The 21,041-nt window shown below is 67.5% G+C and carries 19 protein-coding genes and 1 pseudogene; 14 read left to right on the top strand and 6 right to left on the bottom strand.

Features of this window, described 5'->3' with window-relative positions; all coding sequences use genetic code 11:
• Positions 1-54: 54 nt before the first annotated feature.
• The 6 genes and pseudogenes from ACFY6U_RS00375 to ACFY6U_RS00350 all read left to right on the top strand — a co-directional run.
• Positions 55-354 (top strand): annotated as a pseudogene (locus ACFY6U_RS00375) (transposase); the annotation flags it as partial.
• Positions 355-637: 283 nt separating this feature from the next.
• Positions 638-2,260: an ABC transporter substrate-binding protein gene (locus tag ACFY6U_RS00370; RefSeq protein ID WP_390034334.1), complete on the top strand. Its 1,623-nt coding sequence runs from the start codon at positions 638-640 to the stop codon at positions 2,258-2,260.
• Positions 2,261-2,329: 69 nt separating this feature from the next.
• Positions 2,330-3,328 carry an ABC transporter permease gene (locus ACFY6U_RS00365; RefSeq protein WP_390034333.1) on the top strand — a complete coding sequence of 333 codons (999 nt, stop codon included), beginning with the start codon at positions 2,330-2,332 and terminating at the stop codon, positions 3,326-3,328.
• On the top strand, positions 3,325-4,215 hold the full coding sequence (locus tag ACFY6U_RS00360; protein WP_390034332.1) for an ABC transporter permease: 891 nt from the start codon (positions 3,325-3,327) through the stop codon (positions 4,213-4,215). The genes ACFY6U_RS00365 and ACFY6U_RS00360 overlap by 4 nt, the downstream gene beginning before the upstream one ends.
• Positions 4,212-6,044: an oligopeptide/dipeptide ABC transporter ATP-binding protein gene (locus tag ACFY6U_RS00355; protein WP_390034331.1), complete on the top strand. Its 1,833-nt coding sequence runs from the start codon at positions 4,212-4,214 to the stop codon at positions 6,042-6,044. Before ACFY6U_RS00360 ends, ACFY6U_RS00355 begins: the two co-directional genes overlap by 4 nt.
• Before the next feature lie 68 nt (positions 6,045-6,112).
• The gene (locus tag ACFY6U_RS00350) at positions 6,113-8,134 is read left to right on the top strand and encodes a CocE/NonD family hydrolase (protein ID WP_390034330.1); all 2,022 of its coding nucleotides are present in this window, start codon (positions 6,113-6,115) and stop codon (positions 8,132-8,134) included.
• Between the two features lie 187 nt (positions 8,135-8,321).
• Here ACFY6U_RS00350 and ACFY6U_RS00345 read toward each other — a convergent pair whose 3' ends face one another.
• Positions 8,322-9,317, bottom strand: a complete 996-nt coding sequence (locus ACFY6U_RS00345; RefSeq protein WP_390034329.1) for a LacI family DNA-binding transcriptional regulator — start codon at positions 9,315-9,317, stop codon at positions 8,322-8,324.
• Positions 9,318-9,528: 211 nt separating this feature from the next.
• Between ACFY6U_RS00345 and ACFY6U_RS00340 the strand changes: the two genes are divergently transcribed.
• The 4 genes from ACFY6U_RS00340 (at position 9,529) to ACFY6U_RS00325 (ending at position 13,353) form a co-directional block, all read left to right on the top strand.
• Positions 9,529-10,896 carry an aspartate aminotransferase family protein gene (locus ACFY6U_RS00340; RefSeq protein WP_390035164.1) on the top strand — a complete coding sequence of 456 codons (1,368 nt, stop codon included), beginning with the start codon at positions 9,529-9,531 and terminating at the stop codon, positions 10,894-10,896.
• A gap of 32 nt (positions 10,897-10,928) precedes the next feature.
• Positions 10,929-12,506 (top strand): class I adenylate-forming enzyme family protein, encoded by a 1,578-nt coding sequence (locus ACFY6U_RS00335; protein WP_390034328.1) that lies wholly within the window; start codon positions 10,929-10,931, stop codon positions 12,504-12,506.
• A gap of 360 nt (positions 12,507-12,866) precedes the next feature.
• Entirely contained in the window at positions 12,867-13,061 is a 195-nt protein-coding gene (locus ACFY6U_RS00330; protein WP_390034327.1) for a hypothetical protein, read from the top strand.
• A gap of 127 nt (positions 13,062-13,188) precedes the next feature.
• Positions 13,189-13,353: a hypothetical protein gene (locus ACFY6U_RS00325; protein ID WP_390034326.1), complete on the top strand. Its 165-nt coding sequence runs from the start codon at positions 13,189-13,191 to the stop codon at positions 13,351-13,353.
• Between the two features lie 108 nt (positions 13,354-13,461).
• On the opposite strand, the gene ACFY6U_RS00320 is transcribed toward ACFY6U_RS00325, so the two are convergent.
• A complete protein-coding gene (locus tag ACFY6U_RS00320; protein WP_390035213.1) occupies positions 13,462-13,677 on the bottom strand; it encodes a hypothetical protein in 216 nt (71 codons plus the stop codon).
• On the opposite strand from ACFY6U_RS00320, the gene ACFY6U_RS00315 reads away from it, so the two are divergent.
• The 3 genes from ACFY6U_RS00315 to ACFY6U_RS00305 are packed head-to-tail and all read left to right on the top strand — an operon-like array spanning position 13,591 to position 16,556.
• Positions 13,591-14,733: a M20 family metallo-hydrolase gene (locus tag ACFY6U_RS00315; protein ID WP_390034325.1), complete on the top strand. Its 1,143-nt coding sequence runs from the start codon at positions 13,591-13,593 to the stop codon at positions 14,731-14,733. The genes ACFY6U_RS00320 and ACFY6U_RS00315 overlap by 87 nt on opposite strands.
• Positions 14,734-14,758: 25 nt before the next feature.
• Complete coding sequence (locus ACFY6U_RS00310) at positions 14,759-15,736, top strand: arginase family protein (RefSeq protein ID WP_390034324.1); 978 nt, start codon at positions 14,759-14,761, stop codon at positions 15,734-15,736.
• Position 15,737: 1 nt separating this feature from the next.
• Positions 15,738-16,556, top strand: a complete 819-nt coding sequence (locus ACFY6U_RS00305) for an enoyl-CoA hydratase/isomerase family protein (protein ID WP_390034323.1) — start codon at positions 15,738-15,740, stop codon at positions 16,554-16,556.
• 336 nt (positions 16,557-16,892) lie between these two features.
• Here the strand turns inward: ACFY6U_RS00305 and ACFY6U_RS00300 are convergent, their stop codons facing one another.
• The 3 genes from ACFY6U_RS00300 to ACFY6U_RS00290 form a co-directional block, all read right to left on the bottom strand.
• Complete coding sequence (locus tag ACFY6U_RS00300; RefSeq protein WP_390034322.1) at positions 16,893-18,269, bottom strand: MFS transporter; 1,377 nt, start codon at positions 18,267-18,269, stop codon at positions 16,893-16,895.
• A gap of 372 nt (positions 18,270-18,641) precedes the next feature.
• On the bottom strand, positions 18,642-18,827 hold the full coding sequence (locus ACFY6U_RS00295) for a hypothetical protein (RefSeq protein ID WP_390034321.1): 186 nt from the start codon (positions 18,825-18,827) through the stop codon (positions 18,642-18,644).
• Positions 18,828-19,544: 717 nt separating this feature from the next.
• A complete protein-coding gene (locus ACFY6U_RS00290) occupies positions 19,545-19,778 on the bottom strand; it encodes a hypothetical protein (protein WP_390035212.1) in 234 nt (77 codons plus the stop codon).
• Between the two features lie 9 nt (positions 19,779-19,787).
• On the opposite strand from ACFY6U_RS00290, the gene ACFY6U_RS00285 reads away from it, so the two are divergent.
• Complete coding sequence (locus ACFY6U_RS00285; protein WP_390035211.1) at positions 19,788-19,943, top strand: hypothetical protein; 156 nt, start codon at positions 19,788-19,790, stop codon at positions 19,941-19,943.
• A gap of 52 nt (positions 19,944-19,995) precedes the next feature.
• Here the strand turns inward: ACFY6U_RS00285 and ACFY6U_RS00280 are convergent, their stop codons facing one another.
• Entirely contained in the window at positions 19,996-20,964 is a 969-nt protein-coding gene (locus ACFY6U_RS00280) for a TAXI family TRAP transporter solute-binding subunit (protein WP_390034320.1), read from the bottom strand.
• Positions 20,965-21,041 lie beyond the last annotated feature (77 nt).

The raw sequence follows: 21,041 nt of genomic DNA, 5'->3' as shown, positions 1-21,041 counted from the left end.
GTTGCCGGCGCAGCTTCTTCTGGTTGCCCTTGACGACCAGGAGACAGTGCCCGCCGGCGGTATCCCGGAGCGCAGTTGCGTTTCACCGACGCCGACGGGATGCTGCTGACCTGCTTCGCGACGAACACCCAGCGCGCGCCGATCGCGCGGCTGGAGTTGCGGCACCGCCAGCGGGCCCGGGCCGAGGACCGCATCCGGGCTGCCCGTGACACCGGCCTGCGCAACCTGCCCCTGCACGGCACCGCGCAGAACCAGATCTGGCTGGAGATCGTCCAGATCGCGCTCCATCTGCCGGCCTGGCTGCCCATGCTCGCCCTGACCGGGCCCGCCCGCCGCTGGGAACCCAAGAAGCTCCACTTCCTGCGACGACCTGACCGACCTGCCGGAGAGTGGAACCCGGCGCCCACCCGATCGAGGCATCAAGGCCGACCCGCCTACTTCAACCGCCACCCACTCAGACATGCCCTGGGCGGTGGCACCGACAATTCGTACAGCCGGATTGAAACATCGATTTTACGACGTCCCGACATGCTGGCATTGAGACGTAACACATCGCCCTTAGCCTCATGCCAATCGTTTGGTGAACAGTTCGGGGCACCGGCCGGTCCCGGCCCTGCCGAGCAGCAAAGGGAAGAACGTGAACCATGAGAATCGTGACTTCGTCACAGACGCGGCGAAGAGCAACGTGTCGCGACGAAAGTTCATTGGTGGCGCCACGGCCGGGATCTCGGTACTGACGCTCGGCGGCTTCCTCACCGCGTGCAGTTCGGAGAGCGGCGAGACGTCGACAGCCGGGGGCACAGGCAAGCCCCGTAAGGGCGGAACCCTTCGCACTGCCATCGGCGACGTCAGCACGAAGGACAGCACGGACCCGGCGGTGGGCTTCTCCTCGACGGCAGGCTGGCTGGCGAGCATGCTGTACAGCACTCTCGTCCGAACCGGTCTCGACTTCACACTCCAGCCGCAGCTCGCGAAGAGCTGGGAGATCAACAAGGACGGTGCCGAGTGGGTCTTCCATCTGCGTTCCGGCGTCAAGTTCCACGACGGCACGCCGCTGACGGCCAAAGACGTCGCCTGGACGATCACTCGGCTCCTCGACAAGGGCGTCGGATCGCCGCTCAGGGCACGGCTTGTCGGCAGCCTCGACCCCGACGGCATCAAGGTGGTGGATGACACCACGCTCAAGCTGTCCCTCAAGACCCCCAACGTATTCCTCGGTGAGGCGCTCGCCGGCTACGCCGCCGGCGTCGTCAAGGAGAAGCAGTCGTCGTTCGGCACCAGCAATGCGATCGGCACCGGCCCGTTCAAGTTGAAGTCCTTCAAGCCTGGCGAGTCCTTCGAGGTCGTCCGCAACGAGAACTACTTTGAGGCCGGCCTGCCGTACCTGGACGGCATTCAGAACACCCACGTCGACGCGTCGACGGTGCTGCAGGCACTCGGTGCCGGCACCATCGACTGGACGGACTCCTTGGATCCCAAGTCCGTGGGGCAGTTGAAGGGTGACTCTCGTTTCACGTCCCCGGCCCTGACGGGTGACCAGCGCGCTGTTCGAACCTACTTCCTGCACATGAAGCTCGACAAGAAGCCGTTCAACGATCCCCGTGTCGTGATGGCCTTCAAGCTGGCGGCGGACCGCGATGCGATACGCAAGGCCGTGCTGGGCGAGTTGGGAACGATCACCGGAGACGTGCCGGTCCCGCTGGACGACGCGACCTATCCCAGGTCGATCGGGGAAAGACCGCAGAACATAGCCAAGGCGAAGCAGCTGCTCGCGGAGGCCGGCTACGCGAACGGAGTCGACGTCGAACTTCCGACAGCCGAGTTCCAGCCCGGCATGACAGCCTTCAGTCAGGCCTACGCGGAGGTCGTCAAGCCCGCGGGCATCCGAGTGAAGGTGCAACAGGTCCCTGTCGACACCTACTTCGACCGCGTGTTCGGTCAGGTGCCGATGTTCCACGACTATGCCCAGCGGGTGTCGGCTTACTCGGTCCTGAACAACTTCTTCCAGAAGGGTGGCGCCTACAACGGAACCGGCTTCGACAATGACGGCAAGCTGACCGCATACCTCGACCGGGTGCTGTCCGAGCCCGTTGACAGCAAGCGCAACGCCATCCTCACGGAAGCTCTGGCGTATACGGCGAACCACTCGGGCAGCATCATCGACTTCTTCGTGCCCATCGTCCAGACATCCCGCGCTCGGGTACAGGGCGACCTCTACAGCCCGATGTACGCATGGGAGCGAATGTGGCTCAAGGCCTAACGGGGCCGCACACCCTGCCCGAGCCGGCACCTGGACCCGCCGTTCGGCCCTCGACTGTCATGGCGGGACATGCGGCGCCGGCAGCCCACTGCACTTGGAGGCCCGGTCATGCGGACGGCCACTAGGCTCGCGGCGAGGATCGGCTGGACGCTGTTGGCTCTCGGAGTCCTGTCGGTCCTCATCTTCATCGCGATGAACTACAAGTCCCCCGAGGAGATCGCGCGCGCAGCCGTCGGACGGACGGCGACCCGTGACCAGTTGGACGCGTACGCGACGGCTCACGGGCTCTACGACCCGCTTCCCACGAGGTATCTGTCCTGGCTCGGGCATGCCGTGACCGGGGATCTGGGAGTTTCACCGATCACCAATCGGCCGGTCGCCGGAGTGATCCTGCCTGAACTCGCCCGCACATTGACGCTTGCCGGACTGGGGGTCGTCATCGGCATTCCCTCGTCCATCGCGCTCGGCACCTTCATGGCGCGACGCAAGGGGAGCCGGAGCGATATCGGGTTCCTGATGGCCAGTGTGGCTCTGGCGGCGACACCCGAATTCGTCATCGGACTCGGGCTGCTCATGATCTTCGGTGTGTGGCTGGGCTGGTTGCCCATCGAGAGTGGCTCGGCGTTCGCGTTCGGCACCGGCACCCAGCAGATCATGGCCTACGTCCTGCCGGCGCTCACGGTCGCTGTCGCGATCATCCCTCACATGTACCGTTTCGTGCGCACGGCCGTTCACGAGGGACTTCAGGCTCCATTCGTGGAGGCGGCGCGACTTCGCGGTCTCCCATCCCGAACGATCCATTGGGACTTTGTGATGCGCAACTCCGCCGCTCCCATCATCAACGCCGCTGCCTTCAACATCGTGTTCGCCGTCAGTGGACTTGTCGCCATCGAGACAGTGACGTCCTTTCCCGGAATCGGTGATCACCTCGTCCAGGCCATCGCCCAGGGTGACGCGATCACGGTCCAGGCGATCGCGCTGATCCTCGCCACGGTGGTCCTCGTGGTCTTTCTCCTCGCTGATCTGTTGACGCTCGCTCTCAATCCGCGACTGAGGCTGAGCCGATGACCACCACGCCAACGCCGCTGGACACGCAAGAGCTCTCGCTCGCACCGCGCGTCGGCCTGATACGGGGGACACTCTCGTCGGTCGCGGGGAAGATCGGTGTCGGGCTCGGCGGTGTCATTCTCACGGTGATCGTCTTTGGTCGCTTCGTGGCGCCCTATGACCCACGTGCGATCAATCTGGCGCCTCCGTTCAGCAAGCCGTCCGGCGCTCACCTCCTCGGCACGGACGAACTGGGCCGCGACGTGTTGAGCAGGCTCCTGGAAGGCGGCGGACAAGTCCTTCTCATTCCGCTCGTCGCGGTCGTGATCAGCGTTCTCATCGGGGGCGGACTCGGCGCGGTCGCCGCGTATCGGGGTGGACGCCTCGACGGGTTTCTTCGGCGCTCCTTCGATCTGGTGATCTCGATGCCGGTGCTTCTCCTGTCGCTGATCGCCGTTGCCGCTCTCAAGCCCTCCTTCTGGGTCCTCGTCCTGGTCGTGGTGGTCGCGGATGCCCCGCGCGCCGGGCGTACCGTTCGCACGCTGGTCAACGATCAGATCAGCGCGGACTACGTCCTGGCGGCACGGGCGCGGGGAGAGTCCATGTCCTCGGTGCTGCTGCGCGAGATCGCGCCCAACATCGTGGCGCCTGTGGCGGCTGACGTCGCGTTGCGGATCACGTACGGCATCATCGCGATCGCCACCCTCAGTTTCCTCGGTCTCGGCGCGCAGCCTCCGCACCCGGACTGGGGACTGATGATCAACGAGAATCGCGGGGGACTGACCTTCTCGCCCCTCGCGGTCCTGGCACCCGCAGCGGCGCTGGCGCTGGTGTCGGTCGCCTTCAATCTGACTGCGGAAGCCATTGCGCAGCACGTGGCCGGGGACGAGAAAGTGGTCGAGAAATGACGGTCGGCATGGATGATGCGGTGACGCTCGGAGTGCGTGCCCTTTCGGTCGGCTACGTCACCGCGGGCGGCGGTGTGAAGCGCGTTGTCGAGGGGGTCGACTTCTCGTTGCGGCCGGGCAGGGTCCTCGGGTTGGCCGGCGAGTCCGGGTCGGGCAAGTCCACCGCGGCGCTTGCCGCGCTGGGCTATGTCAAGCGGGGGGTCAGGGTCCTCGGTGGCCAATCGCTGCTGGACGGCGAGACCGATCTCCTGACACTGCGGATGGCTGACCGGCGCAAGCTCTGGGGCAGCCAGATCGCCTACGTTCCGCAGAGCGCCGCGATGTCGCTCAATCCGGGGACCACGGTCGGCAAGCAGCTCACCCAGGTACTGCGACAGCACACCGGTCTTCGGGGTGAGGCGCTGCGCGATCGCCAGATCGACCTGCTCACCGAGATGGGCCTTCCAGACCCCGCCCGAGCGTTGGAGAGGTATCCGTTTCAGTTCTCCGGCGGCCAGCAGCAGCGTCTCTCGCTCGCGATCGCGCTGGCAGGAGAGCCACGGGTCCTGTTGCTCGATGAACCGACCACCGGCTTGGACGTGACGACCCAGGCCCGGATGACCGAGCTGCTGCGGGGCCTTGTCGAGCAGCGCGAGCTGTCGGCTCTCTACATCAGCCACAACCTCGCCCTCCTGGGGCAAGTCGCCGACGACATCGCCGTCATGTACGCCGGGGAGATCGTCGAGCGCAGCGGCATGGCGAGTTTCGTCACCAGGCCGCGCCACCCCTACGCGCGCGCTCTGTGCGACGTCACGGCGGGCAGCGAGGAAGGCCGTCTCGTCCCGGGGATTCCGGGTACTCCGTCGGGCTCCGTCGTTCTTGACGCCTGCGCTTTCGCTCCGCGGTGTTCCTCGGCGAGTGACCAGTGCACCACGACCCATCCGCCGGTCGTCGAGGTCAGCTCATCGCACACGGTCCGGTGCCTGCGGGTCGCCGAACTCGATGATCACCGTGTCCTCGGCCGTCCCCGGCCGGCACTCACCTCGGGCACGGGACAAGCGGCGCGTCCGCTGCTCAGCGCCGACGCCATCTGGTTCACGTATCGCGGCGCGTCCGTCCCCTCGCTCCGCGGGGTGCGACTGCGGGTGGGTCCGGGGGAACGCGTCGGGATAGTCGGCGAGAGTGGCAGCGGCAAGTCGACGCTCCTGCGCGTCATCGCCGGCCTGGCCCCCGAGTGGGACGGCTACCTCGCCTTCGACGCCGAGCGGCTCGACCCGCAGATCGCGAACCGTCCCAAGGAGGTCCGCCGCGGGATCCAGATGATCTTCCAGAACCATGACTCGACGCTCAATCCCCGGCACACGATCGCAGAGATCCTGACCCGCCCGATCCGCCTCTTCCGTGACGACGTCGACCGAGGCGAGGAGGCCGCCACCGTCGCCGCGCTCCTCGACTCCGTGCGCCTGCCGACCTCGTTCGCGCACAGGTTTCCGCGCGAGCTTTCCGGAGGTCAGCGGCAGCGCGTCGCCATCGCTCGTGCCTTCGCCGCGAAGCCGCGCCTGCTGTTGTGCGACGAGGTGACCTCCGCGCTCGACGTGTCGGTTCAAGCGGCTGTGCTGGAGTTGCTCACCGATCTGTCGCAGCAGACGGGAACCGGGATCGTCTTCGTCGGCCACGACCTCGGCGTGGTCCGTACCATCGCCCACCGGGCGCTCGTCATGCGCGACGGCGAAGTGATCGAGGAAGGCTCGACCGACCAGCTCTTCAGCCTCCCGGCAGAGGACTACACCCGCGAACTCGTGTCGGCGTCGCCGAGGCTGGTCGCCAGCACGCCGCCGCAGACGATATGAAGGTCCCGGAGGACGGTGATCACCATTTCCGTCGGCCCGCACGACCAACGCCCAGGGAAAGGCGGATCGTGACGAAGCAGAACACCGATCGTGAGCTGCTCCTCAGGGAGGCGGACAACGCCCGCATCCGGCGCGTCGAACCGTTCTGGGTACCCCTCGACGACGGCACCCGGCTCAGCGCACGGTTGTGGCTCCCCGGTCATGCCGCCGCCCGGCCCGTCGGCGTCGTCCTTGAATATCTGCCGTATCGGACCCGTGACCTCACGCGTTCGCTCGACGACGAGACCGGCGACCGGCTCTCCGCCGGCGGCTTCGCCTTCATCCGGGTGGACATCCGCGGCACGGGCGAGTCCGCGGGCGTGGCAGGCGATGAATTCGAGGAATCACAGACCGACGACCTCGTCGAGATCATTGAGTGGCTCGCACGTCAACCGTGGTGCAACGGGTCAGTTGGTGTGCGCGGCTATTCCTGGGGCGGGAACGTGGGCCTGTACGCTGCGGCGCGCAACCCCGCCCCGCTCAAGGCCGTCGTCGTCTGTTGCGCCTGCGGAGACCGCTTCGCGCGTGACCTGCATTGGCACGGCGGCTCTCTCGGTCTGACCAACGTGCAGTGGGCAGCGGCCTTGAGAACCGTTCTCGGTATGCCCCCGGACCCGGCCGTGGTCGGCGAGCGGTGGCGGGACATGTGGCGGGAAAGGCTTGCGGCGGTCGACGCCGTCGGGGCGCTCTGGGTGACCCACCAGCGGGCCGACGACTACTGGGCGACCAGTTCCCCCGGAGCCGCGTACGGGGCGATCGACTGCCCGATCTACTTCGTCGGGGGCCAGCTCGACGGGTGGGTCGACGAGGCCGACTCCGTGCTGCGGAACACCGGCGGCCCGTGCAAGGCGATCATCGGCCCCTGGGGACACAGTTTCCCGCAGCACGGCGTGCCGGGACCCCGGATGGACTGGCTGGCCGAGGAACTGCGGTGGTGGCGGCATTGGCTGGCCGGCGACGAGTCGGAGCTCATGCGGGAGCCGGTGCTGCGGGTCTACGTCCAAGACGGCGCCGCCGCGCAATCGGGTCTCGGCTCCGATGTGCCGGGCCACTGGGCGAGCGTTGACTCGTGGCCGTCGGCCGGTGCCGGCCTGACCTACCACTTCGATGTGGACCGGCTCGTGCCGGAGACGGCAGATCCTGTGCGGCTCCCGGTACCCGACAAGGGTGTGGTCGGGCTGAGATGGCCGGAATGGGGCGCTCCCGACAAGGGCGCCGCCCATGTGGCAGGCGACCAGTCCGACGACGACGAGAAGAGCCTCACCTTCGACTCCGAACCGCTCGGCAACGACGTCGTCTTCATCGGGCGGCCCCGGGTCCGTCTTCGGGTGTCCGCCGACCAACCCGTCGCCATGCTGGGTGTTCGCCTTACCGAGGTCACGGCTGACGGCAGGTCCTGGCCAGTGAGCTTCGGCGTCCTGAACCTGACCCACCGCGACGGCTCCGAACGGCCGGCGCCACTCGTACCAGGCGAGTTCTACGACGTCGGGCTCGACCTTCGCTTCGTGGCCCGCCGCATCCGCACGGGTTCCCGCATCCGGGTGGCCGTCTCGTCGACGTTCTGGCCGGTGGCCGCCCTGCCCCCTCACAGGGTCGCCCTCACCCTGGAAACGGGTCCTACGAGTTCACTGTCGTTGACGCTGCTGGACAACGTCCCGCCGGCGCAAGCGGCGACGGCACCCGCCCTGAGAACGGACGCGGCACCCGACTGGACGGCGGTGCCGGAACCACGTGCTGCCGACAGCCGAGTCGCCCTGGTCACCGAGACCGCATACACCGAGGAGCCCATTGACGGCGTCGATGTCGTCGCCGGCTATGCCGACCGGTGTGTCGCCGAGACCGACAGCGTCCATCCCACCCGGGCACGCTGGCAGACGCAGGTGACGCGGACCCTGAACCGGCACACGACACGGGTCGAGGTCAGTGCCACGTGTGCGGTGACCTTCGATGCCGAGCAGTACCTCGTGGAGGAAGTGCTCAGAGCGACAGAGAACGGCGAGAACTTCTATGAACACCGCTCAGTCGCCGAGATCCCGCGTGAACTGACCTAGTCCAGGTTCACTGCCGGGCAGGTCGGTCGAGTCCATGCTCGGACAGCGTCTGGGCCCGGTCCGGATCGTCGGCCTGCCGGGCATGTCCCCCCTCGATCGTCCACGCGGTCCTGACCCGGTGCCGGATCAACCGGCGCTCCCGCGTCGACCGCGTCACCGGCGAGCCCGTCAGCAGCCACGAACACGATCATCCCGGCGTGATGCTCCGACCCGAGGAGGCCCGGACAACCAGAGTCGGCTCGATCAACAGCCCGGGTGCGGGATTCCCCTCGATCAGCCCGACCAGTTGCCGGACGGCTGACGTTCCCATGAGCGTCAGGTCGGTGCTCACGCTGCTCAGCGGTGTCTCCAAGAATGCCGCTTGGGGGATGTCGTTGTACCCCACCAGGGCGATGTCCTCGCCGATCTTCAGGGAGCGGTCCGCGATCGCGCGGCCGGCGCCAATCGCAGTGTGGTCGTTGGTGCAGAAGATCGCGGTCGGTCGTTCCGGACGGTCGAGCAACGCGTGCACGTACCGATGCCCGTCCTGGACCTCGAACCCGCCGTGCTCGGAAACCGACAGAGCGCCGACCGAGTGGCGGTGAAGCGCGGCAGTGAAACCCTGGAGCCGGTCATGGGCCGTCTGAGCGTCGAGGGGCCCGGGCACGGCCGCGATCGCCCGATGTCCCAGCTCCAGGAAGTGCTTGGCCACCAGGGCGCCACCACGGCGGTCGTCAGCCGCGACCGAGGCCGCGCTGGCCCCCCGACGCATCGCGTACATGTGCGGCACGTCGTTCAGGGCATGGGTCACGGGATCGTCATGGCCGATCTGTCCATCGCAGAGAACGAGCCCATCGACCTTCCGGTTGACGAGCCGCCCGACCGCTTGCCTGCGCAGCATCGGCTGGCCATGGGTGGCGACCACGGTGGACACATATCCCAGTTCTTCCGCGGCCTCTTCCATCGCGGTGACCAGTATTCCCATGACGATGTCACTCAGGGTCGGCACCACGAGTCCGAGCGTCCGCGAGCGACCACTACGCAGGCTTGAGGCAACCGCATGGGGCACATAGCCTTTCTCGGCCGCGAGCCGTTGAACGCGTTCGATGGTGGCGGCGGCAACCCTCTTGGTGTCTCCTCGGAGCGCGCGGGACACGGTCGAGACATCGACGCCGGCCAAATCGGCCAGCTCTTTCATCGTCATACCCCCCACACCGGCACCGCCCTCCCCCAGAACCGAACGTCGTCGCCACGCGAGTAACAAATTACAAGCGATGGCCAAGACTGCCTGGCTGATATGCCGTGCAAGTTTCGTTTCCGGTCCGTTTGTTAATTGCTCATGACCTACGTTGAACCGGCACAGAGCATGGTCCTACAGTTAAGCCAAACGATTGGCAACCAGGAGGACCACATTGGTGATTCGTCAGGGCCTGGGTAACCACCAAGAGGCGTTCTACTCACCGTCCGATGTCCCGCGCCCTCTCATTGTCAAGGCGGAAGGTCTCTACTACCTCACCGCCGACGGCACGAGGTACCTCGACGCCAACGCCGGTGCCGCAGTGGCCAACATCGGACTGGGGAATCAGCGGGTCGTCGACGCGATGGTGGAGCAGGGCCGCCGGATGTCGTTCTCCTACGTCCGCTTCAGCCGTCACGAGGCAAACTTCGAACTCACCGCACGCATTGCAGAGATGGCCGGCCCCGGCTTCGAACGGGTTCACCTCTCCAACGACGGCTCCGAGGCAAACGAGATGGCCATCAAACTGGCACGCCAGTGCGCCTACTTGGCGGGCAAGCCGGCCAAGCGGAAGGTCATCTCCCTGAACCCGGGCTACCACGGCGGCACCCTGGCCACAATGGGCTGGAGCGGCGACGCCGAGTACTCCGCTCTGTGGGGCGACATGACGGTGCCCTCGACCAAGGTGCCGGCGCCGTTGACCTACCGTCCGCCGACGGGGATGACGTCCGAGGAAGGCGCGCTGTGGGCTGCCGCGGAGCTGGAGCGAACGATCGTCGAGCTCGGGCCGGAGAACGTGCTCGCGTTCATCATGGAGCCTGTGGGAGGCACGGCGACCGGCGCCAACGTCGCACCGGACTCCTACCTGCGCGCGGTGCGTGACATCTGCGACCGTCATGACGTCTTCCTGGTCTTCGACGAGGTCATGTCCGCCACCCGAACCGGACGGTTCCTGGCCGCACACCATGTCCCGGACGCCCTCCCGGACATCGCCGTGATCGCCAAGGGCCTCGGTGCCGGATACGTTCCCCTGGCGGCCATCGCCTGTTCAGCCGACCTTGTCGCACGCCTTCGCGCGGTGGGCGGGTTCGATCTGTCCCACACCTACAACGCCAACCCCATCTCCTGCGCCGCCGGAATCGCCGTCCTCGACGAGATGCGTGAACACCACCTGATCGAGAACGGCGCCGAGATGGGTCACCTGCTTCGGTCCCGGCTCGACGATCTCGCCCGACGTTGGGAGATCATCGGCGACGTCCGTGGCCGGGGACTGATGTGCGGCATCGAGATCGTGGCCGATCGCCAGACCAAGCGGCCGTTCCCCGGAGCAGCCAGAGCGGCGATCGAGTTCCGCCGCATCGCCATGGAGAACGGTCTGCTGATCGGTGGCCGGCGCATGAACAACGGCGCCTTCGGTGAGTACCTCATGCTCACGCCCGCCCTGATCATCACCCCCGAGCAGGTCGACAGCATCGTCAGCCGCATCGACAAGACCTTCGGGCTGCTCACCGACCAGCTCCACGCCCACGGCTTCCTCAAGGCATGAGCCCGCGAACCGCCACGCAGAATCGACATCACATGGATCTCGCCCACCTTCTCTTCCGCAGCGCCCAGCGACACCCGGACCGACCGCTGTGGGTGGCAACCCATCGCGAGACGGTCACCTACGCTCAAGGGGCGGCCCGAGTCGCAGCGCTCGCCAACGCGATCCTGAAGCGGACCGAACAGCGCTCCCGTGTCGTCATCCTCACCACCAACAGGTACGAGGGCATGGAGTCCTACTTCGGTGTCATCGCCGCCGGGTGCGGTGCCGTGACACTCAACCCGCGTGGCCACACCGACGACCACCGCCACGCCATCACCGACTCAGGTGCGAGCATCGTCATCGTCGACATCGACCTCGCCGACCGCATCGCCTACCTGCGCGGCACCCTGCCCACGGTCGAACACTGGGTCGCCTTCGGCGGCCGGGTCGAGGGCTATGAGGCGTGGGAGGACTGGATCTCGGCCGAGGAACCGACACGGCCCGACATCCTCATCGACCCGGATGACCCGGCCTGGGTCTTCTACACCTCCGGGACGACAGGCAAGCCGAAGGGGGCGATCGAGACCCATCGGAACCTGCTGGCGATGACGCAGCACTTCCTCGTCGAGCTCGGTCCGGACCTGGCCGCCACCGACGTGATCCTTCACCTCGCTCCGATCTCCCACGGCTCGACCAGCGTAGGGCTGCCCCACATCGCCGTCGGTGCCGCACATGCCTTCCCGGAGAACCTGTCTTTCGACCCGGCCGCCGTCTTCAGCACCATCGAGAAGCTAGGCGTCACGGCCACCATGCTCGCCCCGACGATGATCCGCATGCTCCTCGACGCGCCCGACGCAGGCGACTTCGACCTGTCCAGCCTGAAGTCGGTCGTCTACGGCGCGGCACCCATGCCCTTGAAGGACCTGGAAGAAGCCTTGCGCGTCTTCGGGCCCGTCTTCATCCAGTTCTACGGCCAGGCCGAGGCCGCTGCGACCATCACGTGTCTGCCCAAGGCGGCCCATCGGATCGATGGCGACCCGGCCGCCCTGAAACGACTGCGGTCCGCCGGACGGGAGACGATGGCCACCCGCATCCGCATCATGGATCCGGAAGGCAACGCTCTCCCGGCAGGCCAGACCGGGGAGATCTGCGTCCGCGGCGAACTGGTGATGGGCGGATACTGGAACCGCCCCGACGCCACCGCGGAGACGATCCGAGACGGCTGGCTCCACACCGGCGATGCCGGCTACCTGGACGAAGAGGGCTACCTGTTCATCACCGACCGCATCAAGGACATGATCATCAGCGGCGGCTCGAACATCTACGCCAAGGAGGTCGAGGACGTCCTCGGCAAGCTCGACGGCGTCCATGAGATCGCCATCATCGGCGTCCCTGACGCCACATGGGGGGAAGTCGTCGCCGCGGTGATCGTCCCGGTCCCCGGCGCGGACCTGACCGCCGAGAAGGTCATCGACTTCGCGCGCGCCAACATGGCTTCCTACAAGAAGCCCCGCCACGTCTGGTTCACTGACGCGCTGCCGACAAGCGCCTACGGGAAGATCCTCAAGCGCCGGCTTCGCGACACCTACGCGGCCGCGATCGATACGGCCACGATGGCGACGAAGAAATGAGTGAAGCCACCGGAACCACCGTGCCCCAGCCTCTCCGACACGTTCCCCTGGCCCAGGGCCACCGGAAACACCTGGGCGGCCATGACGGAGTCCGCCGGGTGGGACATGCCACTGCGCCACTCGTCGGAGACGGCCGGACATCACCCTGTACGCGAGACCACCGGCGTCTGACCGTCCATCCCATCGGGACCTGTGGGACGTCATTCCAGCCGGCCTGCACCGGCGATGACGGCTTCGAGATCTTCGTGCCAGTCGTCGATGCCGGAGGAATCGGGCGGGCTCTCCTTTGATCCGGTGCCGGCTTCGGTGCCGTGCCCTGCCGGACTCCCGTGTCGAGACACCCTCCGCCTGGAGGCGGGAATGCCGTACGGCCACGAGCTGACCGGGGACCTCACCCCGTTCGACGCGGGGCGGACCAGGCTCTCCGTCGGACTCGCCGGAGCAAGCCGCTCGCCGCGTGCCGGACAGGCAGTGGTCGACCGGGTGACGGGCGCCCAGGTCGGCACCGGCCCCGACGAGCGGCAGCCTGGTGGCGATGACCTACGTGAGCCCTGACCACGCGAGCAGGGGCACCCAACTCGCGGTCGGCGTCCCGCGGCATCAACGAGACGGTCGTCGTCGCGGAGCTGCCCTGCTCCCGACGTCCGCAGTGAGACCGCAGGACCGAAGAGGAACAGAAGACATGACTCTCCCCAAGGAACCGCAGTACACCGCCGAACACGAGTGGTACTCGCTCTCAGGCGGTATCGCCGCAGTCGGCACACCACATGCGCGGCGGACGCGCTGGACGGCCTCGTCCACGACTAACTTTCCCAGGTCGGCGACGATCCTGACCGCAGCCGAGTGAGCGGCGCCGCCCGCCTCGTGGCGTGACCGGAATACCGCCCGACCTAACCGCTCCTGGATCCGTCACCGGCCAGGCCGACCGAAAGCTGCTGAGCGTGTGACTGCTTCGTCAACAAATCAAACCACCAGAGGGCCTTCGAGCGAGGACGTCCGCACGCTCGCCACGGCGGTCGATGAGCATCGTCTGGGGAGGCTGATCAACGACCTGGCTGCCTTCGGCGCCCGCGACGACGGCGGTGTGAACCGGCAGGCCCTCACCAATGACGACTTTCGGGGCCGCCGGTTTCTCATCGACCTCGCCCGGGGCTACGGTGCGACTGCCCATCAGGACACGATCGGCAACCTCTTCTTCCGGGTCGAAGGGTCAGACCCCCATGCCCTGCCTGTGGTCACAGGCTCCCACGCCGACAGTCAGCCGACCGGGGGGAAGCTGGACGGCGCCTACGGGGTATGCGCGGCCATCGAGGTGCTCGCGGCGCTCCGTGACAGCGGTGTGTCCCACCGTCGTCCGGTGGAGGCGGTGATCTGGACCAACGAGGAGGGCTGCCGCTTCCCTCCCGGATCGATGGGAGCTTCCGCGTTCACCGACCCCGGGCTGCTCGCGGGCTTCCTCAGGACCGCCGACAAGGACGGCATCACCGTCGAGGAGGAGCTGTCCGCTGTCGTCGCCGACTTCTCTGATGTCCCCTCACGTCCGTTGGGTGCTCCCTTGGCGGCCTTCGTCGAAGCCCACATCGAGCAGGGACCGATCCTCGAGGCGGTCGGCATCCCCGTCGGCGTCGTCCGGGGGATCCAGGGAACCCGATGGTTCGAGGTCGAGACCACCGGTGTCGCGGCACACGCCGGCAGCACCCCCAAAGGCGCCCGCGACGACGCCCTGCGCAAGGCAACCGCCATCGCATCCGATGTCTACCGCCTGTTCGCCGATGGTGACGACAACCTGCGGCTGACCATCGGCCGCATGAACGTCGGACCGGGATCGATCAACGTCATTCCCGAACGCGTCTCCTTCAGCGTCGACCTGCGGCATCCCGAAACCACGACACTTGAATCGGCCGAGTCCAGGCTGCGCTCGATCGTGGCTTCGCAGGACGGCGCGACGATCGCAAGGGTCATGGAGATGCCCCCGACCCCGTTCGACGAGGTCATCCAGCGGATTATCGCGGACGCTGCCCGGCTGCTCGACATCCCGGCGGTGCCGATCGACTCCGGCGCCTTCCACGACTCGCTGCACCTGGCCGGGCACGCCCCGACCGGAATGGTGTTCGTACCCAGCCGCGACGGTCTGAGCCACAACCCGAAGGAGGACACCGACCTCACCGACTTGGCAACGGGAACGCGGGTCCTGGCGGCCACCGTCCTGGCTCTGGCCAACGACTGAACAACTGCACCCAAGGAGAAGGAACATGACGAACCAGATCAATGACGTGGCCGCCGAGCTGGGACGCCGGTCCATCGCCCGCTTCGCCGGTCTCTCCACCTTCATGCGCCGGCCCTACAAGCCCGAACTCGACGGTGCGGAGATCGCCCTTGTCGGCCTGCCGTTCGAGTTCCAGAGCGGGCGGGGATCGGCGAAGCTCGGGCCCGCGCAGATCCGTGAGATGTCCGGTCTCATCCGCCAGCTCAGCTTCCATGGGGTAGCACCGTTCGAGCTCTGCGATGTGGTCGACGCCGGCAACGCACCGGTCAACCCGATGGACCCGAAGCTGAGCATCGACCTGGCCGCCGAGTTCGTCGCGAGCATCGCCGCGACCGGCGCCGCGGTTGTCGCCGCCGGTGGCGATCACGGTGTCACCTACTCCGCCATCAAGGGCCTGGTCGGCGACAACGGGCCGATCGCCCTCATCCACCTGGACGCGCATCCGGACGCCTACGACGACCCCTTCGGCGGGGACTACATCCACCACGGCAACGCCGTCCGTGCCGCCATCGAGCACGGCTACGTCGACGCGACCAAGACCATCAGCCTCGGTATCCACGGCACCCGGTTCATTCACGAGGACCGAAGCTGGCACAAGGACCATGGCATGACCCTGCTGACCATCGAGGACATCGACCGCATCGGGGTCGACGGGACGCTCACCGAGGTGCGCCGCGTCGTCGGCGACTCGCCGGTGTACGTCACCTTCGACGTCGACGTCCTCGATGTCCCCTACGCCTTCGGAACCGGAGCCCCCGAGCCCGACGGCCTGTCCATGAAGCAGGCCCTGGCGCTCGTGCGAGGAATCCAGGGCCTCGACGTCATCGGCGGCGACGTCATGGAGGTGTCACCGCCGTTCGACCCCAGTGGACAGACAGCGCTCAACGCCGCCAACATCATGTTCGAGATCCTGTGTGCGACCGCGCTCGCATACGCCAAGAAGCGCGACGCGGCGGCCGAGTGACATGAGGTACGACGACTACGAGCACCTGTCCTTCGAGCGCCGCCCGAACGGCGTCCTCGTGATCATCATTGACCGGCCGGAACGGCTGAACGCCGCCAACGAACGACTCCACGACGAGTTCGCAGCGGTCTGGCGAACCTTCGACGAGGATCCCGACGCCTGCGTGGCCGTGATCACCGGGCGCGGGCGCGCGTTCTCGGCGGGCGGCGATCTGAAGCAGGACGCCGATCCCCGCGCAGCCCTGCGAAGCGAGCGCGTGCTGAGGTCGGGCCAGGTCGCGCTGGACATCGTCAACAACATGCTCGACTGCAAGAAGCCCATCATCTCCGCGATCAATGGAGTTGCTGTGGGCGCCGGCCTTGCCGTCGCGCTCACTGCCGACATCAGCATCATCGACGAGACGGTCCGCATCACAGACGGCCACATGCGTCTCGGTGTCGCGTCCGGCGACCACGCCGCGATGCTCTGGCCATGGCTGTGCGGGATGGCCAAGTCGAAGTACTACCTCCTCACCTCGGAATTCCTCACCGGCGCGGAGGCCGAGCGCATCGGCTTGGTGAGCCTGGCGGTGCCGGGAGACGAAGTGCTGCAGCGGGCCTACGATCTGGCCGACCGGATCGGCGCGGGACCGCAACGAGCGGTCAGATCCACCAAGCGGGCTCTCAACCACGTCCTTCGCCTGGCGGCACCTGCCTTCGAACTGTCCGTCGCCTTGGAGACCATCGACTTCTACCAGGAAGACGCGCTGGAGGGAATCACCGCGTTCCATGAGAAGCGCCCGCCGCGGTTCCCTTCCGCGTCCTCGGAACGGGACGCGTGAGTATCACGTGTTCGGATGACCGCGAGGGCGGATGCGAAACCTCCCCATCCGCCCTCGGGAGTACGGCTGGACTCGTGGCGGCTCAGGTCCTGACGGCGCACATGATCGCGGTGGTGGTACGACCCGGATGACGTTGGCGATCCGCCGCGGCGGCCCGGCGTACTGCTGCGGGGACTGCCGCCGGCTGCGTGTTGGCCTGTCCCCAGTCACCGCGGAAGTGAAGGGTGACAGGGCGCCGCAGCGCGGGAGCCTGGCCGGACATGGCCGCCTCCTGGACTCGTTTGTGAGGGGGTGTCGTTCGGTTCGGTGTCCGGACGGGATGGGGTTCGCTCCCGGTCAGCTCTGCAGCGCCTGCTCGGGGCGCTGCAGCCGCGGCATTCCCAGCGTCAGGAGGAAGCCGACGGCGACGAGGCCGGCGAGCACGAAGTAGGCGTTGCGGAAGCCGGCGTCCGCGTAGAACGTCACACCCCGCATCACCGTGGAGTGATCGTCCAACTGAAGGAACAGCAACTGGTATGTCAGCGCTCCCGATGCCTGATAGAGCAGGGAGGAGATGCCGCTGGCCGCCGGCTGGTCCTCCAGCGACACCACGGACACGATCATCGAGCCGACGGTGGACACGAGCATGCCGCCACCCAGACCGATGACCACGCCCGTCAGGATGATCTCCACCTCGTCGCCGTGGTAGAGCCCGGCCAGCAGCAGGCCGACGGAGAGAGTGCCGGTACTGACGAACCACAGCAACCGGGGGCCCGTTCTGCGCAGCAGCCGACCCACGGCTACTCCCGCCAGGACGGTGACCACGCCGGCCGCGATACCGACGACCGCGGTGTGGGTGACACTCCACCCCAGGCCGTCGGAGACGTGCGGGATGGCCGGATACAGGGCGAGGAAGGTCAGGACCGTCGGCACGACGAAGAACACGCCCTGCACCAGTGACGGCACGATCACGGCTGCGGCGACCGCACGCCTGGCGAGGATCCGCACGTGGACGACCGGCTGCTGGACGCGCAGCTCCACCAGCACGAAGCCCACGAGGGCGGCCACGCCCGCCACCAGGCAGATCATGGTGCCGGCCGCGGTCCATCCCCAGCTGCCGCCCTTGCCGATTCCGAAGACGAGCAGGGCCACCCCACCGCCGAGCAGCAGACCGCCCGCCCAGTCGAAGTTCCTGACGGTGCCCTTGCGGGGTGTTTCGGGCATCGCCAGCAGGCATGCTCCCGCCACGAGGGTCGAGATCACCAGTGACCAAAGGGCCGCACGCCAGCCGAAGTCGTCGATGAGCCAACCGGCCAGCAGCGGACTGCCGACCTGCGCGATGCCGATCGACCCCGTGATGATCCCGTACACCGTGGACACCCATGCCCGGGGAAAGATCTCGCGTACGCTCGCCATGACCAGCGGCACCACCGGCCCGTAGAAGCCTCCCATGGCGCGGCCGATGAGCATGACCGTGAAGTTGGGGGCCACCGCCGCGACGATGTCACCGACCAGGCCGGCCGCGGTGAGGATGACCATGATGCGGCGTTTGCCGAAGACGGAGCCCAGTTTCATGGCGAACGGCACGGTCATCAGCGAGACCAGGACGAAGGTCACTGTGAACCAGGCGATGTGTGGGGTGCGCATGTGCTCGGCGATCTGTGGCATGGCGTTGCTGCCGATCGATCCCACGACGGTCAGCAGCTGGGCGGGCCAGACGAGAAGAAGTGCCACTGCGAGCGGTCGGGATAGGGCGGGCCGGCTGTCGGCGGTCTCGGCCGCCGCAGCTGGCTGAAGGGAAGAGGACACGGCTCGTACTCCTCTGATGAGGTGAGGGACGGCAACGGGGCAACCGGCGGGGCGCAAGGACGCGGGGCCTGTGCGGGGTTGCGGTGCAGCAGGACACGAAAGGCCTTGGAAGGGCGGCGTGCTTGCGGCTCTGACTCGGGCGTGCGGCAGCAACAGGACGCGTAATGCTGCAAGGTGATGCGGCGGCCGTGGGTGAGCGGCCGGCGTTCCGGGAACGGCGTGGGCGACTACGGCGAGGGACACAGGTGGAGTACGGGCACATGCACGGGCCGTGCTCCACCCAGAGCTGGAGCGTTGTCAGGCGTCGGTGACGGCGGCCTCACGCATGGCGGCCTCGGCGGCCCGCACCGCGGTTGTCCGGCGGACCTGCCGTGGCCGGCCCCAACCCTCCACGGGGAAGAGACTGTTGACGTGACCGCACTCCTTGCACGTGCGGATCTCGTCCCTGTTGCGCAGTGCCGCGAACTGGGTGGAACCGACCATGGTCGGGAACTGACGGACCGCCTCGTCCGCCCACTGGGCCGGTGGCGAGGCGTCGTACTCGTGGCGCAGAAGTTCGGAACGGCAATCCTCAACCGCGAGTTCACTCCGTGCAGGTTCTGCGTGGCGATGATCTGCCCGGGCGACAGAGGCGAGTTGTGGGCGCCGTAGCGGATCACGACGTCGGAGACGGTGTGCCAGTGGTAGAACTGCCCGTGCTCCTGCGCCGGGCCGCCCTGCAGAACGTTCCCGCAGGGGACGACGGCGCCGGCACGGGCCCATACCGGTGAGCCATGTGCCGTCGTCGCTGAAGTCGAGCACCCCGCGCCACAGCAGTCGCACTCGGTGGTCGGCCCACAGAGCCGCGAGCGGGTCCACGCGCAGCAAAACCTGCTGGCCGCCGTCCGCGGGCGGCTTGATGTTGTTCAGCAGCGAGTCCTGGGCCGGTTCGGCGGACCGAGCGCGCATCACGCTCACCGCTTTCTCGACCTCGTCAAGGCTGGGCTCAAGGGCAGACATACCGGGCTCCTTTGCGAAGATCGCAACGGACGGGAAGGCTCTTGTAGCGCTATGCGGAACACTGGCCGTCAGTGTGATACCAAATACGCGGCTCGGCAACCGTCGTGCCGGAGGTATTGCGTTTCGGCATGCGTAGAGCGGCCGGACTCCCTGGGGAGTTCCGGCCGCTCGTGGGGATGCGCGATCAGCCGACGCGGTCGCTCAGCTCCTTGGCCATGCGTACGACCGTGTCGGCGAAGTCGTGATGGGCGCGGCGCGCGGACGGCCTCGCTTGTCCCGGACGAGGGCGGCGATCTCGCTGGCGTCGCCGGGTGTGTTCATGGCGGCGTATCCGCGTTCGCGCACCTCGGCCAGCTGTGCCCGCGGTTCGGTGTTGTGTGCGGGCAGGGTCCAGCCGATCCGACCGCCCGTGCGCACGGCTTGGCTGCTCTCCACGCTGTTGAGGTGACCATGCGTCGGCTGGCGCAGGAACTCGACACCGGGCCGGCCTCGCTGCACGTCCACGTGCGCAATACCGCCGAGCCGCACGCGGCCGTCCTGGACGAGTTGCTGGGCCGTGCGCGACTGAGCGGGACGTCGAGGGACGAGACCGCGCGCTGACGGGGACCCGGGGCCGAGCCCTGGTGGTGCGCCCGGCCCCGCGGTTACTGGATCACTTCCAGATGACCGAGCCGTCGTCCGCCGTGAGGTCGGCGTCGGCCAGGTCGGCATACGCGCGTGCCGCGGCCGGGTGCAACGGCAGAGGGGTGCGCGCCATCGCGGCCGGGTCGAGGGGGTAGCCGACGGGGGAGTAGTCGGCGGGGATGTGCTTGTACTGGCCCTCCAGGGCCGCCTTGGTGCGGACCATGCACCAGGTGACCAGGTAGGCGAGGTCGTCGGCCAGGTCCTCGCGGCACAGCACTCCGAAGTCGGAGAACTCGAGCGTGGTGAGGTCCTTCTCCAGTCCCGGGAGGTAGCCGGCGGGCACCACGGCCCGGCCCCACCCCTCGGCCTCGAACGCGTCCAGCACGGCGTCGCCCCAGGGCAGGTACTTCACCGGACGGACTCGGTCGATGCTCTGCCAGTGCGGAGTCATGATGGCTTCGTGGATGAGCACGTCCGCCTTGCCTGCCGCGAACCGGGCGATCGGCGGGAAGGGGCGCTCGTCGTAGAAGAACGAGAACCGGTCCAGGTCGAGGCCGGCCAGCCGCAGCGCCTTGTGCGTGGCCAGGCCGATCAGGTTCACCCCGTCGTCCTGGGAGGTCGCGATCGTCAGAGGGCGGTCGATGGAGGCCAGGTCGGCCACGGTGGACACGGGGAGTTCGGCATCCACCGCGACCACGAGCCTGTCCCGCTGGGGGATGACGCCCAGGGCGGCCAGCCCCTCCAGCTCGCCGGCCTGCTGCAGCATGCTCAGTGCCGCGGTCGGCGTGGCAATGGTGATGTCGCATTCCTTGGCGCGCAACGCCGCGATCTGGTCCGTGCCGCCCCGGCCGTTCCACACGGCGAACCGGGAGCCTTCAGGCGACCGGTCGCCGAGTTCCTGCGACAGCCAACCGGAGATCCGGTGGAAGTTCGCCTGCCCCCAGTCTGCGCGGAAGTGGACGGTGACCGGACGGTTCAGGCGCGGACTGTCACTCATGGGCTACTCCCTGGCCTACATACATGTGTCGTATTGCGGAACGGTGTCCCGCATTTTGCTACTGATGGCGGCTGGTC

Source organism: Streptomyces sp. NPDC013157 (genome assembly GCF_042899865.1).
In the GTDB taxonomy this organism is placed as follows: domain Bacteria; phylum Actinomycetota; class Actinomycetes; order Streptomycetales; family Streptomycetaceae; genus Streptomyces.
This window is presented reverse-complemented; position numbering and strand designations above follow the sequence as displayed.